Origin of the sequence: Streptomyces sp. TG1A-60 (assembly GCF_037201975.1) — a bacterium.
Taxonomy (GTDB): Bacteria; Actinomycetota; Actinomycetes; order Streptomycetales; family Streptomycetaceae; genus Streptomyces.
Genome location: NZ_CP147520.1, coordinates 5,202,990 through 5,224,437 on the forward strand (window position 1 = coordinate 5,202,990; position 21,448 = coordinate 5,224,437).

Sequence of the window (21,448 nt, forward strand, 5' to 3'; positions counted from 1 at the left end):
CATCGGTCGGGCGCGGTGGACGATCGAGGGAGAGACGACCATGAAGCTGCTGCGAGTCGGTACGGCGGGCGCGGAGCGGCCCGCGCTGCTCGACGCCGACGGGGCCCTGAGGGATCTGTCGGCGGTCGTGGCGGACATCGACGGCGCGCTGCTCGCGGACGAGGCGGCGCTCGACCGGGTCCGGGCGGCGGCCGGGAGCGGTGAGCTGCCCGTCCTGGACGCGACCGGGCTGCGGATCGGGCCGCCCCTCGCCCGCATCGGCAAGATCGTCTGTATCGGGCTCAACTACCACGACCACGCCCGCGAGACCGGGTCCGAGCCGCCCACCGAGCCGGTGGTCTTCTTCAAGGCGGCGGACACGGTCGTCGGTCCGCACGACACCGTGCTCGTGCCGCGCGGGTCGACCAAGACGGACTGGGAGGTCGAGCTCGCGGTCGTCATCGGGCGTACGGCCCGTTACGTCGAGTCCCGCGAGGCGGCGCTCGCGCACGTCGCCGGGTACGCCGTCTCGCACGACGTGTCCGAGCGGGAGTTCCAGTTGGAGCGCGGCGGCACATGGGACAAGGGGAAGAACTGCGAGACGTTCAATCCGCTCGGCCCGTGGCTGGTCACGGCGGACGAGGTGCCGGATCCGCAGAATCTGGGGCTTCGGCTGTGGGTCAACGGGGAGCTGAAGCAGGACGGCACCACCGCCGAGCAGATCTTCGCGGTGAGTGAGGTCGTGCGGTACGTCAGCCAGTTCATGACGCTCCACCCCGGGGACGTCGTCAACACGGGTACGCCCGCGGGGGTGGCGTTGGGGGAGCCCGAGCCGAAGCCGTTCCTGAGGGCGGGGGACGTGGTGGAGCTGGAGATCGAGGGGCTGGGGCGGCAGAGGCAGGAGTTCAAGGACGCGTAGGCGCTCCGCTTCGGCGCCGGGTGCCTGGTGGGTGCGGGCTGCGGTGCGTTGGCGGCTGCGGGTTTGTCGTGGTTGCTCGCGAAGTTCCCCGCGCCCCTTCAGGGCGCGCCGGCGAGGGCGGCGTCGTTCGTCAGAGCTTCACCGCCACGCCCTCGCGCGCCGACCTCCGCGCCGCCTCCAGTACGTCCAGCGCGGCGGCGGCCTCGTAGGCGGTCACCGGGTTGTCGCCGGTGCCGTGCAGGGCGGCGGCCACGGCCTCGTAGTACGCCGGGTAGGCGCCCGGGAGGGTCGGGACGGGGCTGCCGCCGCCGGTCAGCGGGGAGTCGCCGGCGCCGACGCGGCCCCGGAGTTCCTCGGGCTCCAGACCCCAGTCGGCGCCGCCGGGCGCGGGGCGGTCTCCCCCGCGGAGGGCGGTCTCCTGGGGGTCGAGGCCGTACTTCACGTAGCCCGCCTCGGAGCCCAGCACTCGGAAGCGCGGGCCGAGTTGCGGGGCCACGGCGGAGACGTGGAAGTGGGAGCGGACGCCGCCGGCGTGGGTGACGGCGATGAACGTGTCGTCGTCCGTCTCGGCGCCGGGGCGGCGGAGGTCGGACTCGGCGTAGACGAGGGTGGCGGGGCCGAAGAGGGTGAGGGCCTGGTCGACGACGTGGCTGCCCAGGTCGTAGAGCAGACCTCCGATCTCTGTGGGGTCGCCGGACTCGCGCCAGCCGCCCTTGAGTTGGGGGCGCCAGCGTTCGAAGCGGGACTCGAAGCGGCGGACCTCGCCCAGCGCGCCGTCGGCGAGAAGCTTGCTCAGGGTCAGGAAGTCGTTGTCCCAGCGGCGGTTCTGGAAGACGGAGAGAAGCAGGCCGCGCGCGTCCGCGAGGGCCGCCAGCTCGCGTGCCTCGGCCGCCGTGCCGGCGACGGGCTTGTCGACGACGACCGCGAGGCCCGCCTCCAGGGCGGCGCCGGCGATCGGGACGTGCGTCTTGTTCGGGGAGGCGACGACGACGAGGTCCAGCTCGTCCGCCCGCGCCCACAACTCGTCCGCCGTGGCCGCGAACCGCACCTCCGGGAACTCGGCGCGCGCCCGCGCCCGCCGCTCCGCGTTCGACGTCACGACCGTGTCGAGGGCCAGACCCTCCGTCGCGGCGATCAGCGGGGCGTGGAAGACGGAGCCGGCGAGGCCGTAGCCGACGAGGGCGACGCGGAGGGGCCTGCCTGTGCTGGTGCCTGTCATACGCCCACTTAAACAACGCTGTTGCCGAAGTGCAAGGGCGAGGGACAATGGGAGAGTGAACGGAAACGGGTACGGGCGTACGGCAGGCGCGACCGGCGTGAACCTTCTCGCCCTGCGCAGTCACAACGGCGCGCTGGTGCTGGATCTGCTGCGCACCGCCGGCACGGCCGGGATAAGCCGCCTTGAGCTCGCCGAGCGGACCGGGCTCACCCCGCAGGCCGTCAGCAAGATCATCGCTCGGCTGCGGGCGGACGGGCTCGTGACCGAGGCGGGGTACCGGGCGTCCACCGGGGGCAAGCCGCGCACCGTGCTGCGGCTCGTGCCCGACGCCGGACACGCCGTCGGCCTGCACCTCGACCGCGACGAGCTGACGGCCGTGCTCTGCGACCTGACCGGCGCGGTCGTCGCGGAGCGGCGTGCGCCGCTGAGCCTCGGGGCCGGGGCGGATGCCGTGATCGAGGGCGCGGCGCACGAGGTCGAGGCGCTGCTGGCGGGGGCGAGCGAGGGCCGTGGCGCGGTCGGCCCCGAGCCCGGTTCCGCTCTCCTTCCCGTCCTCGGCGTCGGAGTCGCCCTCCCCGGCCCCCTCGACCACCTGCACGGCGTGCTGCACCGGGTCACCGGGTTTCCCGAGTGGGACGGGTTTCCGCTGCGGGCGGCCCTCGCGCGGCGGCTGGGGATGCCGGTGGTGGTGGACAAGGACACCAACGCGGCGGCGCTGGGGCTGGCGGCGGTCGCCGGGGCGCACGGGTCCTTCGCCTACCTCCACCTCGGCACGGGGCTGGGGGCGGGACTCGTGATCGACGGGGCGGTGCACCGGGGAGCCCGGACCCGGGCCGGGGAGTTCGGGCATCAGGTGGTCCAGTTGGGCGGGCCGTTGTGCGAGTGCGGGAACCGGGGGTGCATCGAGGCGCTGTGCCTCGCGGCGGTGGCCCGGGGGGACGTGGAGGAGGCGGCGCGGGTGCTGGGCACGGGCGCGGCGAATCTGGTCGGGCTGCTCGACATCGAGCTGGTGCTGCTCGGTGGGCGCACGGTCGAGGCGCGTCCCGACGCGTTCGTGCGAGAGGTGGGCTTCGTGCTGGACGAGTGGGCTCGGCGGCAGGGGGAGGATCCGGCGGTGCCGGTGCGGGTTGCCTCCGGCGGTTCGTCGGGGGTGGCGGAGGGGGCGGCGCAGTTGTTGCTGGCGCCGTTGTTCGGGCGCGCGGACGGGTGAGGTGGGGCGCCGCCGGTTCGCCGTGGGGGCGCTGGCGGTGGGCGGGTGCGGGTTGTGTGGGACTGTTCGCGTGGGCCCCCCGCGCCGCTGGTTGCTCGGTGGGCGCGTGTGCCCGTGGTTGTTCGTGCGGTCTCCCGAGCCGCTGGCTGGTCGCGTGGGTCGGCGCGCCCGGCACGCAATCCCGCTGACCTGCGACGTCCCCTGGCCGAGCACCTCAACGAGTACGCGGACACCCGACGGCCCGGCTACTCGATCAGGGCATTCGCGACAATGATCACTAGGTCGATCAGCATGTCCTTGCCCCCGGCCCGGCACGAGGACGGCCATCCGTGCCCGGCGTGCGGGCGGCCCAGGCGCCCCAGCCGAACAAGGCGACGGTGTTGAACAGCAGGGCAGGAAGAGGGCTGGGTCCGCACATGCTCACCCGCGTGGCGCCGGGGAACACGACGCCACGCGCTACTGGCGTGGTCGTTGCGCCCCATAGAGGGGGCAGGGGGCCGGTGTCGGGCGCCGTGCCGGTGGCGCGTTCGCGGACTGCGCGACCAGGCAGCACGTGCAGACGCACCCGGCGGCCCATGAACAGGATCTCCGGAGATCGGTTCCGTCGACCGGCGCGGGCTCCGACCGCCGTAGTGGCCCGGAAGCATGGTTAGAACTTTTGCCCGCAAACGTCTCCCTTGTGATGAAGCATCCGTGTTGCGTGCGGCTGGCGGCTTCCGACTGAGCAGGATGAGGCCTTGCTGCCCGGCCGGCCGGTCACCGGCTGGTTCCGGGCGGCTCCCACCTCACCGCACGCAAGGACATCGCGTTGACCAGAATCTCGCCTCGGACTGCATATGCCGGTGGCCTTGCCGCCCTGTCGGCCGCGGGTCTCCTCCTGGCCGGCTCGGCACTCGCTGCTGAAGCCGCCGCGGTTCCCGCGACCGACACTCCCCAGGGCAGCGCCACGGCGGTGGCTTTCCGCGCGGCGCTGGACGTCTCCCGGGCCGAGTCGGCCGGAACGACGCCTCTGCGGGCCACGCTCAATGAGGTTCAGGCTCCGGCGACCGCGGAGAAGAGGACCCTCGACGTCACCCTCGACCAAGTCAACGGCGACCGCCCGGTCCGGCTGCTTCAGGCCGACGCCGTCAGTGCGAAAGCCCATGTCGCCGGCGACCGAGCCGAAGGGACGTCCCATCTCGTACGGGCGCGGGTGCATGTGCCCGGGCTGCCTGCACTGTCCCTGGTGGAGGTCGAAAAGATCACCGCCACGGCAACGTGTGTCGCCGGACGGCAACCGGTCGCCGGGTCCCAGGTACTGGGGCCCGTCACCGCTCTCGGCAAGCAGGTGCCGCTGGCAGCCGACGGCACCGCCACCGTCGAGGCCCCGGGCGTCGGCACGGTCCGGCTTTCCCTGTCCCACAGGGAGACGGCCAGTACCACGGCCGCCGCCACGTCACTCCGCCTGCAGGTGTCCGTGGATCCCTTGCGGCTGGGCGTTGCGAAGGTGGAAGGCACCGTGACCCTGGCACAGGCCACCTGCCGGTCTCCTCAGCCGGCCTCCGAGAGCCCGGCACCGTCCGCCCCACAGTCGCTCACCCCGACAGGGCCCGCGCGGTCGGCACCCCTTCCGCAGTCGGTCGCACCCTCCCAGGGGCCTGATCTGGCAGAGACCGGCGGCAGCCCCCTGACGCCGCGCTTCCTGGCAGGCGGGGCGGTCCTTGTCATCGCGGGCGGAGCAGCCACCGCACTCGGCCGCAGGCGCGGCCGCAAGAACGTCTGATCCAGCGTGCTCGACGCCCAGCAGGGGTGGGGCGGACGGCAGATCCCGGAGAACCCGGGAAGACCACCGCGCTTCACCTCTGCCCGGCTTCGTCGAGCGCCCATCGGTCGCGGCCACAGGCCGCACTCGGCCCCAAGGAACCGGAGCGCCGGTCTCAGCGGCTGGCGACAGGTAACCGCGAGGGGAGGGACCGGCGCCCGGTGCTCATCAGCAAACGCCGGCGCCGACCGGGCCGCAACTCTGGTCGCCCCCATGGCGTAAGGGCCGACGAGGGGTCTTCTCGCGGCGTTCTCCTGGAAGGGGAACCGTGACGGTGCCGCCGCCGACGTCGCTGCGCACAGTGCGGGACATCCGGGCAGAGCCCCCACTTCGTAGGCGGTCCTGCCCAACGCGCACGCTCGTCCCGACCGTGCGCGTTGCCCCGCCGGCACAGCTCCCCGAGCCCCTTGAAGAAGGACACGTGTACCCGGCCGCCCCCGGAAAGGACCGGTCCGGCTCTCGGCCGTGCACGTTGGCGTGACTCGTTCCGCCGACCGAGGGGACTTCCTGCCCCGGCCCACGGTGTCCTGGGCGTGGCAGGGCCCATCGGTGTGAGCCGATGGCATGGTCATGTGCTTATGCGACTGTGTACGTGTCTGACCTATGCCCTCGCCACCGCAGCCGCCCTCGTCAGTGGTCCCGCAGTGGCGCTCCCCGACGACCCCGCGCCTCCGCTCACGGCGGCGGACGGCCGCCGGCCCTCCTGTGCGGGTGCCGACAGCACGGACTTCCCGATCCGGACCCGGATCCACGGCGGCCCCGCCACCTACGTGGCCGGCGGAGGCTTCGGGACCTGGTCGCTGGACCTCACCAACACCACCTCCCGGACCTGTGTGGACATCCACCCGGTGGTCGTGCTGGTCGACGCCGGGCGCAGCCTGAGCCGGTCGCAGCCGCAGCTGGAGTTCTACGAGGGCACCGAGGGCACCACCTCCCGCCCGGTGACCTTCGAGCGGACCGACTCGGACGAACTGGTCGGCGTCCTCGGCGGCGACGGGGACGGGGGCGGCACCGGTTTCACCGTGCCGGCCGGCCGCACTCTCACCGTCAAGGTCCGTCTCTCCCTCACCTCCGACGCGGCCGTACCGAACGAGGTCGTGGCGAACGCGGCCGTGGTCGAGCGGCGGGGCGACGACAGCGAGTGGGTGGGGGAGTCGAACACCTACCGCTTCCGGATCACCGACGGCGAGGAGGACGACCAGGACTCCGGCGCGGAGAAGGACTCCGGCGCGGAGAAGGACTTCGACGGTGACGCCGTACGGGAGGGGCCCTCGCGGCTGCCGTACGCCGACGAGCTGGCCGAGACCGGTGTGCGCGAGGCGCTGCCGTACGTGACCGGGATCCTTCTCCTGGCCGCCGGCGGACTGCTGACGGCGGCCGTCCGCAGGCGAGGCGACGGGTCCTAGAAGTCAACGCCGTTGCGTTTGAGTCTTGAGTCGCAGGTCAAGCCCTGGTGAATGACGCAACGGGACGTCCTGATAGATCAGCTTGTGTCGAGCAAGAAGATCATCGGGAGTCCCGTTGCAGGAGAAGTCTGTCATCACGCGCACGGTCGAGGCGGCCGGGGGTGTGTACGCGCCCGGTCACTTGGGCGAGTTGACCCAGATCGTGGACTTCGTACTGGTGGACACGGTGATCGAGGAGACCAGGTCACGTGAGAAATGGCTGCGACTGCTGCCGTCCCGGGTTGTGGTCTACTTCGTCCTCGCGCTGGCCCTGTTCGAGGACTGCTCCTATCGGGGCGTGTGGGGCAAGCTGACGGCAGGGCTGGAGGGACTGCCGTTGGTGCGTCCGGCGGTCTCCTCGCTGTCCAGGGCCCGACGGCGAATAGGAGCAGCACCGCTGCGACGGCTGTTCGAGATCATCGCCGGGCCCGTCGCCCACATCGGGCAGGCCGGTTCGTTCTATCGAGGGCTGCGGACCGTGGCCGTGGACGGCACCCTGCTGCACGTGCCCGATGAGGAGGCGCTCACCTGGCGCTATCCCAAGCGAGCGGGCGAGAGCGTGGAGTTCGGCTACCCGCTGCTGCGACTCGTGGTCCTGGTCGAGTGTGGCACCCGTGCCGTGTTGGCCGCCGCGTTCGGTCCCGAGAGTGACGGCGAACTCACCTACGCAGGCCGCCTGTTGAGTGTGCTGGACCGCACGATGCTCCTGCTGGCCGATGCCGGCTTCGATGGAGCCGAGTTCGCCCGGGACGTCCAGGCCACCGGCGCCCAGTTCCTGGTGCGCTCCTCCGCCCGCCGGATACCCACCCCCTTCCGGCGCCTGGGCGACGGCTCCTACCTGGCCCGGATCGGCTACGGCGTCCTGCCCGTCCTGCTGACCGTCCGCGTCATCGAGGCATCCGTGACCGTCACGCTGGCCGACGGCACCGTCCGCACCGAGCAGTGGCGCCTGCTCACCAGCCTCCTCGACCCGGCCGCCCACCCGGCCGCCGGACTCGTGGATCTCTACCACGAGCGGTGGCAGTCGGAGACGACGTACTTCTCGATCAAGGCGACCATGCTGGATGGCCGCGTCCTGCGCTCCCGCAGCCTGACCGGCCTCGACCAGGAGGTCTACGCCCTGCTCACCACCTACCAGGCCCTGATCCGCGCCGCCGCCGACACCGCCTGCACCCGGCCCGGCCTGGACATGGACCGCATCAGCTTCACCGTCCTGCAGACCACCGCTGCCGACACCGTCACCACCGCGACCGGAATCCTGCCCCCGGCGGGACCCGCCGAACTCCTCGGCACCATCGGCCGGACCGTCCTCGACGCCCTGCACCCCGCCCGCCACCAGCACCGCGTCAAGGCCCGCACCCGCAAGAACCCCACCAGCAAGTACGGACCGAACGCCGGACAACAGCCCACGACCAGCCAGAACTACACCATCCGAACCGCCATCACGTTCTTCGAGCACGGACTTGCGAACCGCTCACGGACATAAACGCAACGGCGTTGTCCTAGAAGTCAACGCCGTTGCGTTTGAGTCTTGAGTCGCAGGTCAAGCCCTGGTGAATGACGCAACGGGACGTCCTGATAGATCAGCTTGTGTCGAGCAAGAAGATCATCGGGAGTCCCGTTGCAGGAGAAGTCTGTCATCACGCGCACGGTCGAGGCGGCCGGGGGTGTGTACGCGCCCGGTCACTTGGGCGAGTTGACCCAGATCGTGGACTTCGTACTGGTGGACACGGTGATCGAGGAGACCAGGTCACGTGAGAAACGGCTGCGACTGCTGCCGTCCCGGGTTGTGGTCTACTTCGTCCTCGCGCTGGCCCTGTTCGAGGACTGCTCCTATCGGGGCGTGTGGGGCAAGCTGACGGCAGGGCTGGATGGACTGCCGTTGGTGCGTCCGGCGGTCTCCTCGCTGTCCAGGGCCCGACGGCGAATAGGAGCAGCACCGCTGCGACGGCTGTTCGAGATCATCGCCGGGCCCGTCGCCCACATCGGGCAGGCCGGTTCGTTCTATCGAGGGCTGCGGACCGTGGCCGTGGACGGCACCCTGCTGCACGTGCCCGATGAGGAGGCGCTCACCTGGCGCTATCCCAAGCGAGCGGGCGAGAGCGTGGAGTTCGGCTACCCGCTGCTGCGACTCGTGGTCCTGGTCGAGTGTGGCACCCGTGCCGTGTTGGCCGCCGCGTTCGGTCCCGAGAGTGACGGCGAACTCACCTACGCAGGCCGCCTGTTGAGTGTGCTGGACCGCACGATGCTCCTGCTGGCCGATGCCGGCTTCGATGGAGCCGAGTTCGCCCGGGACGTCCAGGCCACCGGCGCCCAGTTCCTGGTGCGCTCCTCCGCCCGCCGGATACCCACCCCCTTCCGGCGCCTGGGCGACGGCTCCTACCTGGCCCGGATCGGCTACGGCGTCCTGCCCGTCCTGCTGACCGTCCGCGTCATCGAGGCATCCGTGACCGTCACGCTGGCCGACGGCACCGTCCGCACCGAGCAGTGGCGCCTGCTCACCAGCCTCCTCGACCCGGCCGCCCACCCGGCCGCCGGACTCGTGGATCTCTACCACGAGCGGTGGCAGTCGGAGACGACGTACTTCTCGATCAAGGCGACCATGCTGGATGGCCGCGTCCTGCGCTCCCGCAGCCTGACCGGCCTCGACCAGGAGGTCTACGCCCTGCTCACCACCTACCAGGCCCTGATCCGCGCCGCCGCCGACACCGCCTGCACCCGGCCCGGCCTGGACATGGACCGCATCAGCTTCACCGTCCTGCAGACCACCGCTGCCGACACCGTCACCACCGCGACCGGAATCCTGCCCCCGGCGGGACCCGCCGAACTCCTCGGCACCATCGGCCGGACCGTCCTCGACGCCCTGCACCCCGCCCGCCACCAGCACCGCGTCAAGGCCCGCACCCGCAAGAACCCCACCAGCAAGTACGGACCGAACGCCGGACAACAGCCCACGACCAGCCAGAACTACACCATCCGAACCGCCATCACGTTCTTCGAGCACGGACTTGCGAACCGCTCACGGACATAAACGCAACGGCGTTGTCCTAGAAGTGCCCTGAAGATCTTGAAATTGCGCCTGGCTTGCGCCCATTCACGCCGATTGACATTCACCGGCGACCCGGGGCGAGCCGGGCGGCCGGAGCAAGGTCTTCATCGGCCTTCTAGTGCCGCGACAGTCAGCGTTCGCCCGTCGCGACGCCCGGCACGCCGAGAGCACGCACCTGACGGCGCGCCCTGCGGGCCGACGTCGCCTGTGGCGGCACCAGCGGAACCGCCGGGTCGTCCCCCGACGCCGCCCGCACGCCGCTGACCTGATGCGGGCGGTCTCAGCGGCCAAGATCGGCCTCCTCTTTCCAGCCACGTCTCACTAGGGTTGGGCGCGGACCCGGACGTACGGCAGGAGATCGCACATGGCAGAGCGCAAGCCCATCGAGTCGTGGCTCACCGACATGGACGGTGTGCTCATCCACGAGGGCGTGCCGATCCCCGGCGCCGATGCCTTCATAAAGAAGCTGCGCGAGTCGGGGCGCCCCTTCCTGGTACTCACCAACAACTCGATCTACACCGCGCGTGACCTGCACGCCCGTCTCGCCCGTATGGGGCTGGACGTGCCCGTCGAGAACATCTGGACCTCCGCCCTCGCCACCGCGCAGTTCCTCGACGACCAGCGGCCCGGCGGCACGGCGTACGTCATCGGCGAGGCGGGGCTGACCACCGCCCTGCACGACATCGGGTACGTGCTCACCGACCACGAGCCCGACTACGTCGTCCTCGGCGAGACCCGTACGTACTCCTTCGAGGCCATGACGAAGGCGGTACGGCTGATCAACGGTGGTGCCCGGTTCATCGCCACCAACCCGGACGAGACCGGCCCCTCCACCGAGGGCCCGCTGCCCGCGACCGGGGCCGTGGCCGCGCTGATCACCAAGGCGACCGGGCAGAAGCCGTACTTCGCGGGCAAGCCGAACCCGCTGATGATGCGCACCGGCCTGAACGCGATCGGCGCGCACTCCGAGACCAGCGCGATGATCGGCGACCGGATGGACACCGACGTCCTCGCGGGCATCGAGGCCGGGATGGAGACCTTCCTCGTCCTCACCGGTCTGACGGCCGCCGCGCAGATCGAGAAGTTCCCCTACCGCCCGTCGAAGGTCGTGAACTCGATCGCGGACCTCGTCGACCGCGTCTGATCCGCCGCGCCCCATGAGTGCTCGAACCCCGGGATAAACCCCCCGACACCCGTACGGAGCAGTCGTAGCCCCTCCCCGGATGCGGCCGGGCGGCCGACGAGGGAGTCTCAGGTGTCTGGAGGTTCACCATGGGCTCACTGGGAATCACTCTCTGTGCCGGGACGGTCGTCGCGGTCGCGCTGACCGCGTCGGCACCCTCGGTCCACGCGGCCGACCCCGGGGACGTGTCGGTGGTGCCGGCCACGCCGGCGCCCGGCAGCGACATCCAGGTGCGGGCCAAGGGCTGCGGAGGCAAGTCGGGAACGGCCGCCTCGAAGGCGTTCGTCGCGGACGCGCAGCTCACCCGGCTCACCGGCAACGGCCTCGGCACACTGTCCGGGGACACCCGGGTCCGCTCCACGCTCGAACCCGGCACGTACGACGTACGGATCACCTGTGACGGCAGGGAGGACAAGGTCACGGGCACGATCACGGTCGGCGACGGGAAGCCCGCCCCCGCCAAGCCGTCGAAGCCGTCGAAGCCGTCGAAGCCGTCGGACACCGAGCCCGCCGCCTCGCCGCCGCCTTCGTCCCCGGCCTCCCCGGTCGCCCCCGTCCGCGCGGGCGGCGGCGGTGCGGCGGACCACCTGGCGGCCGGCTCGGCGACCTCGCCGCACGAGGCCGACCCGGTCAGCTCCACGGACGACGCCCGGCACACCGGTCCGGGTGCCCGGCACGCGGTGGTCGGACTGATTCTGGCCGGGGTCGCGGCGGTGGCGGTGGTGGCGCGGGGCGCCCGCCGGGGCCGCCGCACGAAGTAAGGGGGCGCCGTGACCAGCCGGGACTACTCCGACGACGCACGCGCGACCACGACCGGGTCCGGCAGCGGAACGGGCCGGGTCACCGCCGGTGTCGCCTGGGCCGTGCTGCTGCTCGGCCTGTGGCTGTGGGGCCGCGAGGTCACCGACGTACGGCAGGGCATCTCGGCGCCGACCACCGGCGACGTGGCGGCGGTCGGTCGGCCCGCCCGGGCCGGACTGCCGCCCGCCGCCGCGCCGTTGCGGGGCGCCCGCCCGCAGCGGCTCGACATCCCCTCGATGGGGGTGCGGGCGCCGGTCGTGGCGCGCGGCCTGGACCGGGACGGCGCGATCGAACCGCCCTCCTACAGCAGACCGGGCGCCGTCGGCTGGTACGCGGGCGGCACACCGCCGGGGGCGCCCGGGGCCGCGCTGTTCGTCGGGCACGTCGACACCGACACCCGGCCCGCCGTCTTCTACCGGCTGAGCGCGTTGCGCGTCGGCGAGACGATCCGGGTGATCCGCGACGACGGCCGAGTCGCCGAGTTCACCGTCGACGACGTCCAGGTCATCGGCCGCGACGACTTCGACGCCCAACGCGCCTACGGCGTACGGCAGTCGGGGCGCGCCGAACTCCGCCTCGTCACCTGCGGCGGCACCTTCGACCGGACGAGCCGCACCTACACGGCGAACGTCGTCGTCTCCGCGTACCTGAGCGGCAAGGGGTCTTGAACGCAAGGGCCCGAAGGGGAGGCGGGACTTATGTCAGGATTGGGGCTTACGGCATGGTGCACCCGAGGGGGAGTTGGATGTACGGCAGTACGGGGGCCGGGGTTCGGGCGTCCGTGGCGGTGGCGGGGGTGGCGTTATTGCTCGCCGGCTGTTTCGGGGGAGACGGCGGCGACGGCGGGAAGGACCGGGCCTCCGGTTCCGACCCCACCCGACAGCCGCGCGGCACGGGCCCGTTCTGGGTCAATCCGGAGGGGAACGCGGCGGCGCAGGTGGCCGCCTATGAGAAGGCCGGCAAGGACGAGGACGCCGAGCTGATCCGCAGGATCGCCGAACAGCCGACCGGCGAGTGGATCAGCCAGGAGAACCCGGAGCAGGAGGCCAGGGGCTTCACCGAGGCCGCCGAGAAGGCCGACCGGGACGCCGTCCTCGTCCTCTACAACATCCCGCACCGCGACTGCGGCCAGTACTCCGGTGGCGGCGCGGCCGACGGCGAGGCGTACCGGGCGTGGATCGACGCAGTGGCCAAAGGCATCGGGGACCGTCCGGCCACGGTCGTGCTGGAGCCCGACGCGGTGCTCCACGTGGTGGACGGCTGTACGCCGGGCGAGTTCCACGAGGAGCGGTACGACCTGCTCAAGAGCACGATCGGGACACTCGGCGCGCTGCGGAACACGAAGGTCTATCTGGACGCCGGGAACGCGGGGTGGAGCGAGGCCGACAAGATCGCCGAGCCGTTGAAGTGGGCGGGCGTCGAGAAGGCCGACGGCTTCGCCGTCAACGTCTCGAACTTCTACACCACCGAGGACTCCGTCGAGTACGGCCGGCGACTCTCCTCGAAGATCGGTGACAAGCCGTTCGTCATCGACACCAGCCGCAACGGCAACGGCCCCTGGACCGAGGGGAACAAGGACGAACAGTGGTGCAACCCGCCGGGCCGCGCGCTGGGCGAGACCCCGACGACGAAGACGGCGGACCCGCTGGTAGACGCGTATCTGTGGGTGAAGCGGCCTGGCGAGTCGGACGGTGAGTGCAAGGGCGGTCCGAAGGCGGGGCAGTGGTGGCCGGAGTACGCGCTGGACCTGGCCGAGGCGTCCGACTGAGTCAGGCTGAGGGGCGGGGCGCCCGATGGGGCGGGGCGTGAGCGGTGCGGGGCGGGTGCTGGTCCCGCGCGACCAGTACCCACGCACCCGTACCCGTTACCCGTACCCGATAACGAACCCCTACGGCACCTTCACCCACCGCGCCTTGCTCGGTGTCCCCGTGTCATCCGTCACGAACAGCATGTACCACCCCGACTGCACCAGATTCCGGTTCTTCGGCACGGTCACCGTGATCTCGTCCCCGGACGTCGTGAAGTCCACCGCGATGGACTTCTGGTCCACATCCGTCACATGCGTCGACGCACTCGGGCGGATCAGCCGCGCCGACTTGACGGACGAGGCGTGCCGCGTCCCGAACGTCGCCGTCCCACCGCGCTCGACCGTCTTCGGACCGCCCGAGAGCGTCGGCTGAGCGTCCTGATACAGATACGGCGGCGTGTAGATCTCGATCCGCTGCTCGAACTCCCCCGGCTGGGTGTCGGCCTTGTCGGCGAACAGGGAGTCCGACCCGAAGAAGACCACCCGCCCGTCGGGCAGCAGGACGGACCCAGAGTGGTAGTTGCGGCCGACCAGCGGGTCGGCGACCCGCCGCATCTCCCCGCTCTTCGCGTCGTACAGCCGCGCCTCCAGGATGTTGGAGTCGCCGCGCCCCCGATAGTCCTCCGAGCCGCCGGAGATGAGCACCGTGTCGTCGGGAAGGATCGAGGCCTGCGGATACCGCGTGCCCTTCGCCAGCCGCGGCCCGTCCACGAAGCGAGGCTCGTCGGCCAGCAGATCGATCACGCGGGTCTTCCCGCTGGACCGCTCCGACTCGCCGACCCCGCCACCGCCGATGACCATGTACGTCTCGTCCTGCGCCGGAGGCAGCAGCACCGTGCCGGCGGTTTCGAGCAGCTCGCGGTCGCTCATGCCGGGGACCTTGGTGAACTTGTTGGTCTTCAGGTCCCAGATGCCGGGGTCACGGCCGATGTCGTCGGGCCCGTACCCGGAGTTCGCGCCCGAGTAGAACAGCTTGCCGTTCTGCATCAGCGAGATCGCCGGGTACGTCGGGAACTGCTGGATGTCCTTGGTGTACGTCCACTTCCTGGTCGCGGGATCGTAGATCTCGTTCTTGCCCGGGATCAGCTGGCCGATCTCGTCGAGGCCGGAGAGGCTGAGGACCGTGCCGTCGGTGAGGGTCGTCAGGGTCGGGTACCAGCGTGCCTCGTTCATCGGGTCGACCTTGATGTACTTCTCGGCGACCGGGTCGAACTCGTAGGCGTCCTTGATGCCTTGGAAGTCCTTCTTGTCGAGGGCGAGCTTCTGCGCGATGCCGTAGGTGTTGCGGGCGTCGGCGCCCTTCAGGCCCACGACCCGGTAGTTGTCCTCGGTGCCGGTCTCGTACCTCCTGCCGCTCTTCTCGGCCTCGACATAGGCGCGTGCGATCCCCGGCTTGTTGCCGGTGAATTTCCCGGTGTCCGGGTCGAAGGTCTTCTCGGCCTTCTTGATGTCGATGGTGTCCTTCAGGACGAACGTCTTGCCGTTCGCCTTGCCGACGAACCGGGTACCGGCCTTCACCCTCATCCCCTTGTCGGGGTTCTCGTTGTGGATGATCATCAGGCCGCCGGCCTTGGTGACGTCGCCCTTCAGCTTCTCGTAGCGCTTGGTGCCGCCCGCGATCAGCAGATTGCCGTTGGACAGCTGGGTGTGCCCCGTACAGAACAGGTCGGCCGGGGTCGGCACGCGCTTGATCGTCCGCTGTACCGGATCCCAGAGGCGGGTGTCGAACTTCTTCGCGTCGAAGTTGTCGGCGTCGTTGCCCGAGCCCGCGATCAACAGGACCTTGCCGGTGTGCAACAGGGCGGCGTGGATGGTGTTCTGCCGGTACTTCTCGGGGAACTCCACGATCTGCCAGTGCCCGTTGGCGGCCTTGTACTCGGGTCTGTTGATCTTGTACTCGTGGTACTTCTCGGTACTGAAGCGGTACAGCCACGGCCCGTTCATCCCGGCGAGCGCGAGGACCACCGCCGCGCCGATCGCGAGGCGGCGGGCGCGGCGGCGGCCTGCACGGTCGTTCATTCCTTACGACCCCCAAGTCCGCCCAGGGCGATCTGCATGGTCTGGTCGCTACCCCCGCTGCCCGAACCGGACGCCGCCCAGCTCGGCTTGTGCTGGGGGGCGTGGGGCGCGGGTGGGGCGTGCGACGCGAGTGGCGGCGCGTGTGGCGCGGGAGCCGCCGGGGGCGGCGCCGCCATGGAGCCTTGCAGTGCGGCCGAGGCGGCGGCCTTCTTCCTGTCCTGCCGCAGCATGTAGCGCCAGGCGACGATGGGGAGGGCGGTGATCAGCATGGCGAACGTGGCCCAGATGATCATCGCGGGGTGGGAGTTGCCGAGGACGAAGCCGGCGGCGATCGAGCCACCGAAGATCACGATGAAGTACCAGTGGTACCGGAATGTGGCGAACCACCTGTCAGGGCTCGCCGAGTCCCCCTTGGGCGTGACCACGAACTTGCTCTTGCGGCGCAGCGCGGAGTCGATCAGCGCCTTCGCGTAGAGCGGCGCCGACAACGCGGACATGACCATGCCCGCCACACCGCCGGAGCCCTCCGGCTCGTGCGGGGAGACGTTGTGCCGGCGGTTCCAGACGTACAGGCCTATCTGCAGTGCCGAGGCGTTGCCGTAGAGCATCAGCCACACCGTCGGGTCGATGTTCACCCCCGAGGCGCCCAGGCCCAGGAACAGCGCACAACTCAGCGCCGCGAGGATCCAGTTGAGGGCGGACATCGGGTAGAAGATGATCATCATGGTGTAGTTGAAGAGCTTGCTCGGCGGCAGCGAGTACCAGCCCTTCCAGTACTGCTTCAGGATCGTCTCGTACGTCCCGCGCGACCAGCGCATCTGCTGGGTGAAGAAGTCCGTCCAGGCGCTGGGCCCCTCACCCACCGCGAGCACGTCCGGGGTGTACACCGAGCGCCACTTCCTGCCCGTCGCCGGGTTCTTGTGGCGGTGGATCTCGAAGCCGGTCGCCATGTCCTCGGTGATCGAGTCGTACAGCCCGCCGATCTGCTTGAGCGCCCTGATCCGTACGGCGTTGGAGGTGCCGACGAACATGGGGGAGCCGTACTTGTTGCCGGCGCGCTGGATCAGCGCATGGAAGAGGAACTGCTGGGACTCGGCGGCCTTGGTGACGAAGTTGTCGTAATTGCCGTACACCTGGGGGCCGATGACGAAGCCGACGTTCGGGTCGCGGAAGAAACCGAGCATCCGCTCCAGGTAGTTGGGCAGCGGGATGTGGTCGGTGTCGACCGAGGCGAAGAAGTCGTAGTCGTCGCCGTGCGCGTCCAGCCAGGCGTTGTAGTTGCCGTGCTTGGTCTTGGTGCGGTGCGGGCCCTTGGGCCGGTTCCACTTCGCGACTCCCTTGCGGGAGAAGTGACGCACGCCGAGGCGCGCGCAGACCGCCTTCACGTCCGGGTCGTCGCCCTCGTCGAGGAGCCACACGTGAAGGAGTCCGCGGTGACGGATCCTGACCGCGGCCTCCAGGGTCTTCGTCACCATCTCCAGTGGCTCCTTGCCGGGCACGAAAGAGGTGAGGAAGGCGACTCTGGTGCCGGTCTCGGGCACCACCGGGATCGGGTCGCGGGCGACCAGCGTGGCATGCGCGTTCGACAGCACGTTCATACAGCGGAAGAACTCGATCAGACCGATCGAGACCAGCATGACCATGTCGAGGGCGGGCAGGAACTCGTACTCGACGTGGTCCCGCTTGGTCCAGTGCTCCTGCTGCAGCAGCCAGGCAAGCAGGACCAGGGAGAGCAACGGCGCGGCGGCCAGCATCAGCGCGACCCTCATGCGGTGCGGTTCCTGGGAGATCAGGGACCGGTACCGCACCTCGTAGGGCCGGGTCGGGTCGGGCTGCGTGAGGGGCCCCGCGAGTCGGCTGTAGTGCTCGTAGTCGTATCTGGGAAGTGTCTTCCCGAGATTCCGGAAGGCCCCTGTCCGGTGCGACGGCACCTTGAGCCGGGTGGTGTCGGATGGATCGATGTTATGCCGGGCGCCCGTCGGCGTGGACGTCATGGGTCATTCCCCCCGCACACGTATCGTGTGTGTGTTCGTCGGTCTTACGTCCGATTAGGTCCCCCTCGACCGTTACGGACGCATCAATGGGACATCGTCACCATGTGATCTACACCATGGAGACACGGGGCGGCGGCGTTCCGGTTGCATTGATGCCCCTCCGGCACCTGTTCGCGGACGCGTGCCTCGCGAGCGTCGCCGAGGGCCTAAGATCTCCCCACCCCGGAGCGCAAACCGCCCGAGTTCCCCCGGACTGCCATGTATCCGCAGTCTCTTACGACTCAGGGTTCTATGGTGTCCATCTTGATCACAAGATGCGAAACACGACGTTTACCGGTCAAGCATGACTATTGGGGTATCCGCGGAGGGGTCGTGAGGAGCGGGAGGGAGCGAAGGGGACGGGGGCGCACGGGGGCGCGTGCGCATGCGGAGAGGCCCCCCGCGGTGTCGCTTTCACGGGAGGCCTCTTTGGTGGTGCGCCGCCAGGGACTCGAACCCCGGACCCGCTGATTAAGAGTCAGCTGCTCTAACCAACTGAGCTAGCGGCGCGCGGGGAGAACTTTACCGGAGGAGGAAGGGTGCTCCTGACCGCGCCGCCCCGCCCACCCACTCGTCCGCCGTCGGCGCGCCCGCTCCCTGCGGCATTCCCCCGGCGGGCCGGCCCGTACATCGTTTGGACCGTCAGCATGCGACAAAGGGCGACAGTTGAGAAACTGGCGATCGTGCAGAAGCGTGAAATTCTTCGCCCGGCCCGCGAGGGGAATCGCATGGAGACTCCGGTATTCGAGGAGATCGATCCGGGGAGCGATTGTGAATGCCCCGGCTGTGTCCACTGGCGGCGGGTCATGCCGTACTCCGCTCCCTGTGACCAGCCCGGGGCGCCCGCCCCGCACGGCGTCCCCGGCTATCCGGGGCGCGGCATGTTCAGACCGGGCGCGGACAACGCCCATGTCACCCGGCTGGGGCAGCAGCTGGTCGAGAAGGGGTTCGGCAGGTACTACACCTCGGGTCCGGGGCCGCGCTGGGGTGAGTCGGACCGGCGGAACGTGGAGGAGTTCCAGCGGTCCCAGGGCTGGCGCGGCGGTGCGGCCGACGGCTATCCCGGCCCGGAGACCTGGCGCCGCCTGTTCTCCTGATGCCCGGGACGCCCGGGAGGCGCCAGGACGCCCGGGACGCACACGGCGCCCGCACCCCCCCGCCGGGCCGTGCCCGACCTTCCTCGACGCCACCCGACCCGGCTCATCACTCTCACCACGGTTCTTCCTGCGCGGAGGCACGGAGGCACGTATGAGTACGACCACCTCACACACACCGGAGCCCGAGGGGCCCGCGCGGCCCGCCCGGCTCATCCAGAACGAGGCGACGACCGAGATCCCCGTACACCTGCTGTTCCGGGACGACCCCGCCCCGGTGTCCGTGCCGGTCACGCCCGCGGTCGTGGGCCGGCGGCGGGGGACGGGGGAGCAGCCGAGGGTGCGGCGGGGGCCGGGGGCGGTGAAGGCGCGGCCCGCCGTGGAAACGGACCCGGAGCTGGTCGAGCGGCCGGCGCGGGTGCTGCCCGGAGCGGTGGGAGTGCTGGGCGGGGCGTGCGGGGTGGCCGGATGCGTCCTCACCTCGTGGTGGGCCGGAGTGTTGCCCGGCCTCGCGGCGCGGGCGCTGGGGCTGCCCGCCGCGTACGCGGGTGCCGGGCTCGGGCCGGCGCAGTGGGCGGCGTACGCCGGAGCGGGGGCCCTGACGCTGTTCGGGTTCGGCGGGCTGGCGCGGGGGCGGACCGGGCGGGCCTGGGTGCTGGGACTGTTCGGGCGGTACCGGGGGACCGTCCGCCGTACCGGCCTGCTGTGGGTGAACCCGCTCGTGCTGCGCCGCCGGGTCGACGTACGGCTGCGGCACTGGCGCAGCGAGCCGATGGCGGCCGTCGACGCGAACGGGGTCGCGCTGCGGGTCGTCGTGCTCGTGGCGTGGCGGGTCAGGGACACCGCGCGGGCGCTGCTCGGGATCGAGGACCACGAGCGGTACCTGCGTGAGTGCGTGGAGGCGGCGGTCTCCCGGGTGCTGTCGCGGCTGCCGGCCGACGCGCCGCCGAACGCGCTGGTCAGAGACGTGTCCCTGCGTAACACGGAGGTAGTGGGCGAGACGCTGACACGGTTGATGGTGGCTGACACGGCGCCGGTCGGGATCGAGGTGTTCTCGGCCCAGCCGACGCGGATCGAGTACGCGCCCGAGGTGGCCGCCGTGATGCAGCGCCGCCGGATCGCCGCGCTGGACGCCCAGCACCGCGACACCGTGCTCACCTCCCTCGTCGACTCCGTCGAGGACACGGTGACCCGGCTGACCCTGCGCGGCCTGGTCGAACTGGACGACTACGAGCGCAAGGCGCTGGTGAAGGACCTGACGGTGGCGTTCTACGCGGGGCGGCGCGAAGTGTCGCCGTGAACCCCGTCCGAAAGTCTCCCGGCGCCTGCCGTGACGCACACGGATTCACCCGGCTACGGAAAATGATCTGAGCGTCCCTTGAGCCGCGCGGGGGCTCCGCGCGGGTAGGTTCCCGGTGCCGGCCTACCTGCGGGGCTGAGGTCCGCGCGGCGGCAGGGGGGTGTGGGTGGCGGAGCCCCCACAACGCGCGGCGGAGCCGTGCGACAACGACGAGGGCGAGGCACGTTCGCGTTGTTCGCGAACGTGCCTCGCCCTCGTTCCTGTGCGCCGCCAGGGACTCGAACCCCGGACCCGCTGATTAAGAGTCAGCTGCTCTAACCAACTGAGCTAGCGGCGCGGACTCTGTCGCCCCTCCGCCTTCGGCGGCCGGCGACAGGGAAAATAGTACCCGGTCCCCAGGGGTGCCCTCGACCAGTTGAACGTGAGCTGGATCTTTGAAAGCCCCTGGATGTCGAGTGCCGCGGCAGGCGACGTTCGTCCCGTCGCGCAGACGTCGCCCGCCGCGGCACCAGGGCGTGTTCGAAAGTCCCGTCTGGCTCGCGACGCCTGGCACGGCACCTCCCCGCGTTGTCGGGATCGCCCGAGTACGCCCGGTGCGCGGGCGACCCTCCGCCTTGCGATGCACCGCACCAGACGCCGCGAGCCCCGCCCTCCGGGCGGACGACGCCACTTTCGAAACACGCCCTAGAAGCGCCCTGAAGATCTTGAAATTGCGCCCGGCTTGCACGCATTCACGCCGATTGACATTTACCGGCGATCCGGGGCGATCCGGGGCGAGCCGGGCGGCCGGAGTAAGATCTTCATCGGCCTTCTAGATCGCCAACGAGAGCAGGACCGGGGTCGCTCCCCGGTTCAGCGTGTTCGCCGCCGCGCGGAGCCGGTGGGCGTGGGCCAGCGGGAGCGACAGGGCCAGGCAGCCGACGGCCGAGCCCGCCGTGATGGGGACGGCCGCGCAGACCGTGCCCGGCGCGTACTCCTGGAGGTCGAGGACCGGGACCGTGGGTGTCTGGGCGTCGAGCTTGCTCAGCAGCACCTTCTCACTGGTGATCGTGCGGGCGGTGAGCCGGGCCGGGCGGTGGCGCGAGAGGTGGTCGCGGCGGCCGTTGAGGTCGAGCTGGGCCAGCAGGCCCTTGCCGAAGGCGGTGGCGTGGGCGGAGGAGCGGAAGTCGACCCACTCGTGGACGGCCGGGGACGCCGGGCTGTCGGCCCAGCCGGTGACCTGGATCTCCCCGTCCAGATAACGGGTGACGTAGACGGCGGCGCCCACCGAGTCGCGCAGCCGGTCGAGGGTGTGCTGGAGCTGCTCGCGCAGGGCCTGGTCATGCCCCTGTGCGGAGCTCAGCCGGGCGAGTGCGGCACCGGTGACGTAGGCGCCGTCGGTGGTCTGTTCGACGTACCCCTCTCGGCGCAGCATCCGCAGGAGCGCGGTCAACCGCTCGCTGCCGACGCCGGTACGACGGGCCAGTTCGGCGTCGGTGACGCCACCTGCGTGCCGCGCCACCGTCTCCAGGACGCGCAGTGCGTTCTGGGCCGAGTGGTACGGCGCGGTCGGCTCGTGCTTGAGCGCCACGGTTTCCCCCTGCGCTTCT

The 21,448-nt window shown here is 70.7% G+C and carries 15 protein-coding genes, 2 tRNA genes and 1 pseudogene; 12 read left to right on the top strand and 6 right to left on the bottom strand.

Features of this window, described 5'->3' with window-relative positions:
- Positions 1-40: 40 nt before the first annotated feature.
- A complete protein-coding gene (locus WBG99_RS22620; RefSeq protein WP_338898062.1) occupies positions 41-898 on the top strand; it encodes a fumarylacetoacetate hydrolase family protein in 858 nt (285 codons plus the stop codon).
- 130 nt (positions 899-1,028) lie between these two features.
- On the opposite strand, the gene WBG99_RS22625 is transcribed toward WBG99_RS22620, so the two are convergent.
- Positions 1,029-2,117, bottom strand: coding sequence for a Gfo/Idh/MocA family oxidoreductase (locus tag WBG99_RS22625; protein WP_338898063.1), 1,089 nt, complete (start codon positions 2,115-2,117; stop codon positions 1,029-1,031).
- Positions 2,118-2,172: 55 nt separating this feature from the next.
- Between WBG99_RS22625 and WBG99_RS22630 the strand changes: the two genes are divergently transcribed.
- The 9 genes from WBG99_RS22630 to WBG99_RS22670 all read left to right on the top strand — a co-directional run bounded on the left by WBG99_RS22630 (position 2,173) and on the right by WBG99_RS22670 (position 13,374).
- Positions 2,173-3,327 (top strand): ROK family transcriptional regulator, encoded by a 1,155-nt coding sequence (locus WBG99_RS22630; protein WP_338898064.1) that lies wholly within the window; start codon positions 2,173-2,175, stop codon positions 3,325-3,327.
- Positions 3,328-4,135: 808 nt separating this feature from the next.
- Positions 4,136-5,089 carry an SCO1860 family LAETG-anchored protein gene (locus WBG99_RS22635; RefSeq protein WP_338898065.1) on the top strand — a complete coding sequence of 318 codons (954 nt, stop codon included), beginning with the start codon at positions 4,136-4,138 and terminating at the stop codon, positions 5,087-5,089.
- A gap of 617 nt (positions 5,090-5,706) precedes the next feature.
- Positions 5,707-6,534 carry a cell wall protein gene (locus WBG99_RS22640; RefSeq protein ID WP_338898066.1) on the top strand — a complete coding sequence of 276 codons (828 nt, stop codon included), beginning with the start codon at positions 5,707-5,709 and terminating at the stop codon, positions 6,532-6,534.
- 115 nt (positions 6,535-6,649) lie between these two features.
- Positions 6,650-8,059, top strand: coding sequence for an IS4 family transposase (locus tag WBG99_RS22645; protein WP_338898067.1), 1,410 nt, complete (start codon positions 6,650-6,652; stop codon positions 8,057-8,059).
- A 135-nt stretch (positions 8,060-8,194) separates the two neighbouring features.
- Positions 8,195-9,604, top strand: coding sequence for an IS4 family transposase (locus WBG99_RS22650; RefSeq protein WP_338894362.1), 1,410 nt, complete (start codon positions 8,195-8,197; stop codon positions 9,602-9,604).
- 382 nt (positions 9,605-9,986) lie between these two features.
- A complete protein-coding gene (locus WBG99_RS22655) occupies positions 9,987-10,766 on the top strand; it encodes an HAD-IIA family hydrolase (RefSeq protein ID WP_338898068.1) in 780 nt (259 codons plus the stop codon).
- Positions 10,767-10,894: 128 nt separating this feature from the next.
- Entirely contained in the window at positions 10,895-11,566 is a 672-nt protein-coding gene (locus tag WBG99_RS22660) for a hypothetical protein (protein ID WP_338898069.1), read from the top strand.
- 9 nt (positions 11,567-11,575) lie between these two features.
- A complete protein-coding gene (locus WBG99_RS22665) occupies positions 11,576-12,274 on the top strand; it encodes a class F sortase (RefSeq protein WP_338898070.1) in 699 nt (232 codons plus the stop codon).
- A gap of 77 nt (positions 12,275-12,351) precedes the next feature.
- The gene (locus WBG99_RS22670; protein WP_338898071.1) at positions 12,352-13,374 is read left to right on the top strand and encodes a glycoside hydrolase family 6 protein; all 1,023 of its coding nucleotides are present in this window, start codon (positions 12,352-12,354) and stop codon (positions 13,372-13,374) included.
- A gap of 120 nt (positions 13,375-13,494) precedes the next feature.
- Here the strand turns inward: WBG99_RS22670 and WBG99_RS22675 are convergent, their stop codons facing one another.
- From WBG99_RS22675 to WBG99_RS22685, 3 genes are all read right to left on the bottom strand, one after another.
- Positions 13,495-15,432, bottom strand: coding sequence for a kelch motif-containing protein (locus WBG99_RS22675; RefSeq protein WP_338898072.1), 1,938 nt, complete (start codon positions 15,430-15,432; stop codon positions 13,495-13,497).
- The gene (locus WBG99_RS22680; RefSeq protein WP_338898073.1) at positions 15,429-17,426 is read right to left on the bottom strand and encodes a glycosyltransferase family 2 protein; all 1,998 of its coding nucleotides are present in this window, start codon (positions 17,424-17,426) and stop codon (positions 15,429-15,431) included. Before WBG99_RS22680 ends, WBG99_RS22675 begins: the two co-directional genes overlap by 4 nt.
- A gap of 472 nt (positions 17,427-17,898) precedes the next feature.
- Positions 17,899-17,975 (bottom strand) — tRNA-Lys (locus tag WBG99_RS22685).
- 341 nt (positions 17,976-18,316) lie between these two features.
- Here WBG99_RS22685 and WBG99_RS22690 point away from each other — a divergent pair.
- Positions 18,317-18,562, top strand: a pseudogene (locus WBG99_RS22690) (peptidoglycan-binding protein); the annotation flags it as partial.
- Between the two features lie 151 nt (positions 18,563-18,713).
- Positions 18,714-19,859 (top strand): SPFH domain-containing protein, encoded by a 1,146-nt coding sequence (locus WBG99_RS22695; RefSeq protein WP_338898074.1) that lies wholly within the window; start codon positions 18,714-18,716, stop codon positions 19,857-19,859.
- Between the two features lie 263 nt (positions 19,860-20,122).
- Here WBG99_RS22695 and WBG99_RS22700 read toward each other — a convergent pair.
- Positions 20,123-20,196 (bottom strand) — tRNA-Lys (locus WBG99_RS22700).
- A gap of 474 nt (positions 20,197-20,670) precedes the next feature.
- Positions 20,671-21,429, bottom strand: coding sequence for an IclR family transcriptional regulator C-terminal domain-containing protein (locus tag WBG99_RS22705; RefSeq protein WP_338898075.1), 759 nt, complete (start codon positions 21,427-21,429; stop codon positions 20,671-20,673).
- Positions 21,430-21,448: the final 19 nt, after the last annotated feature.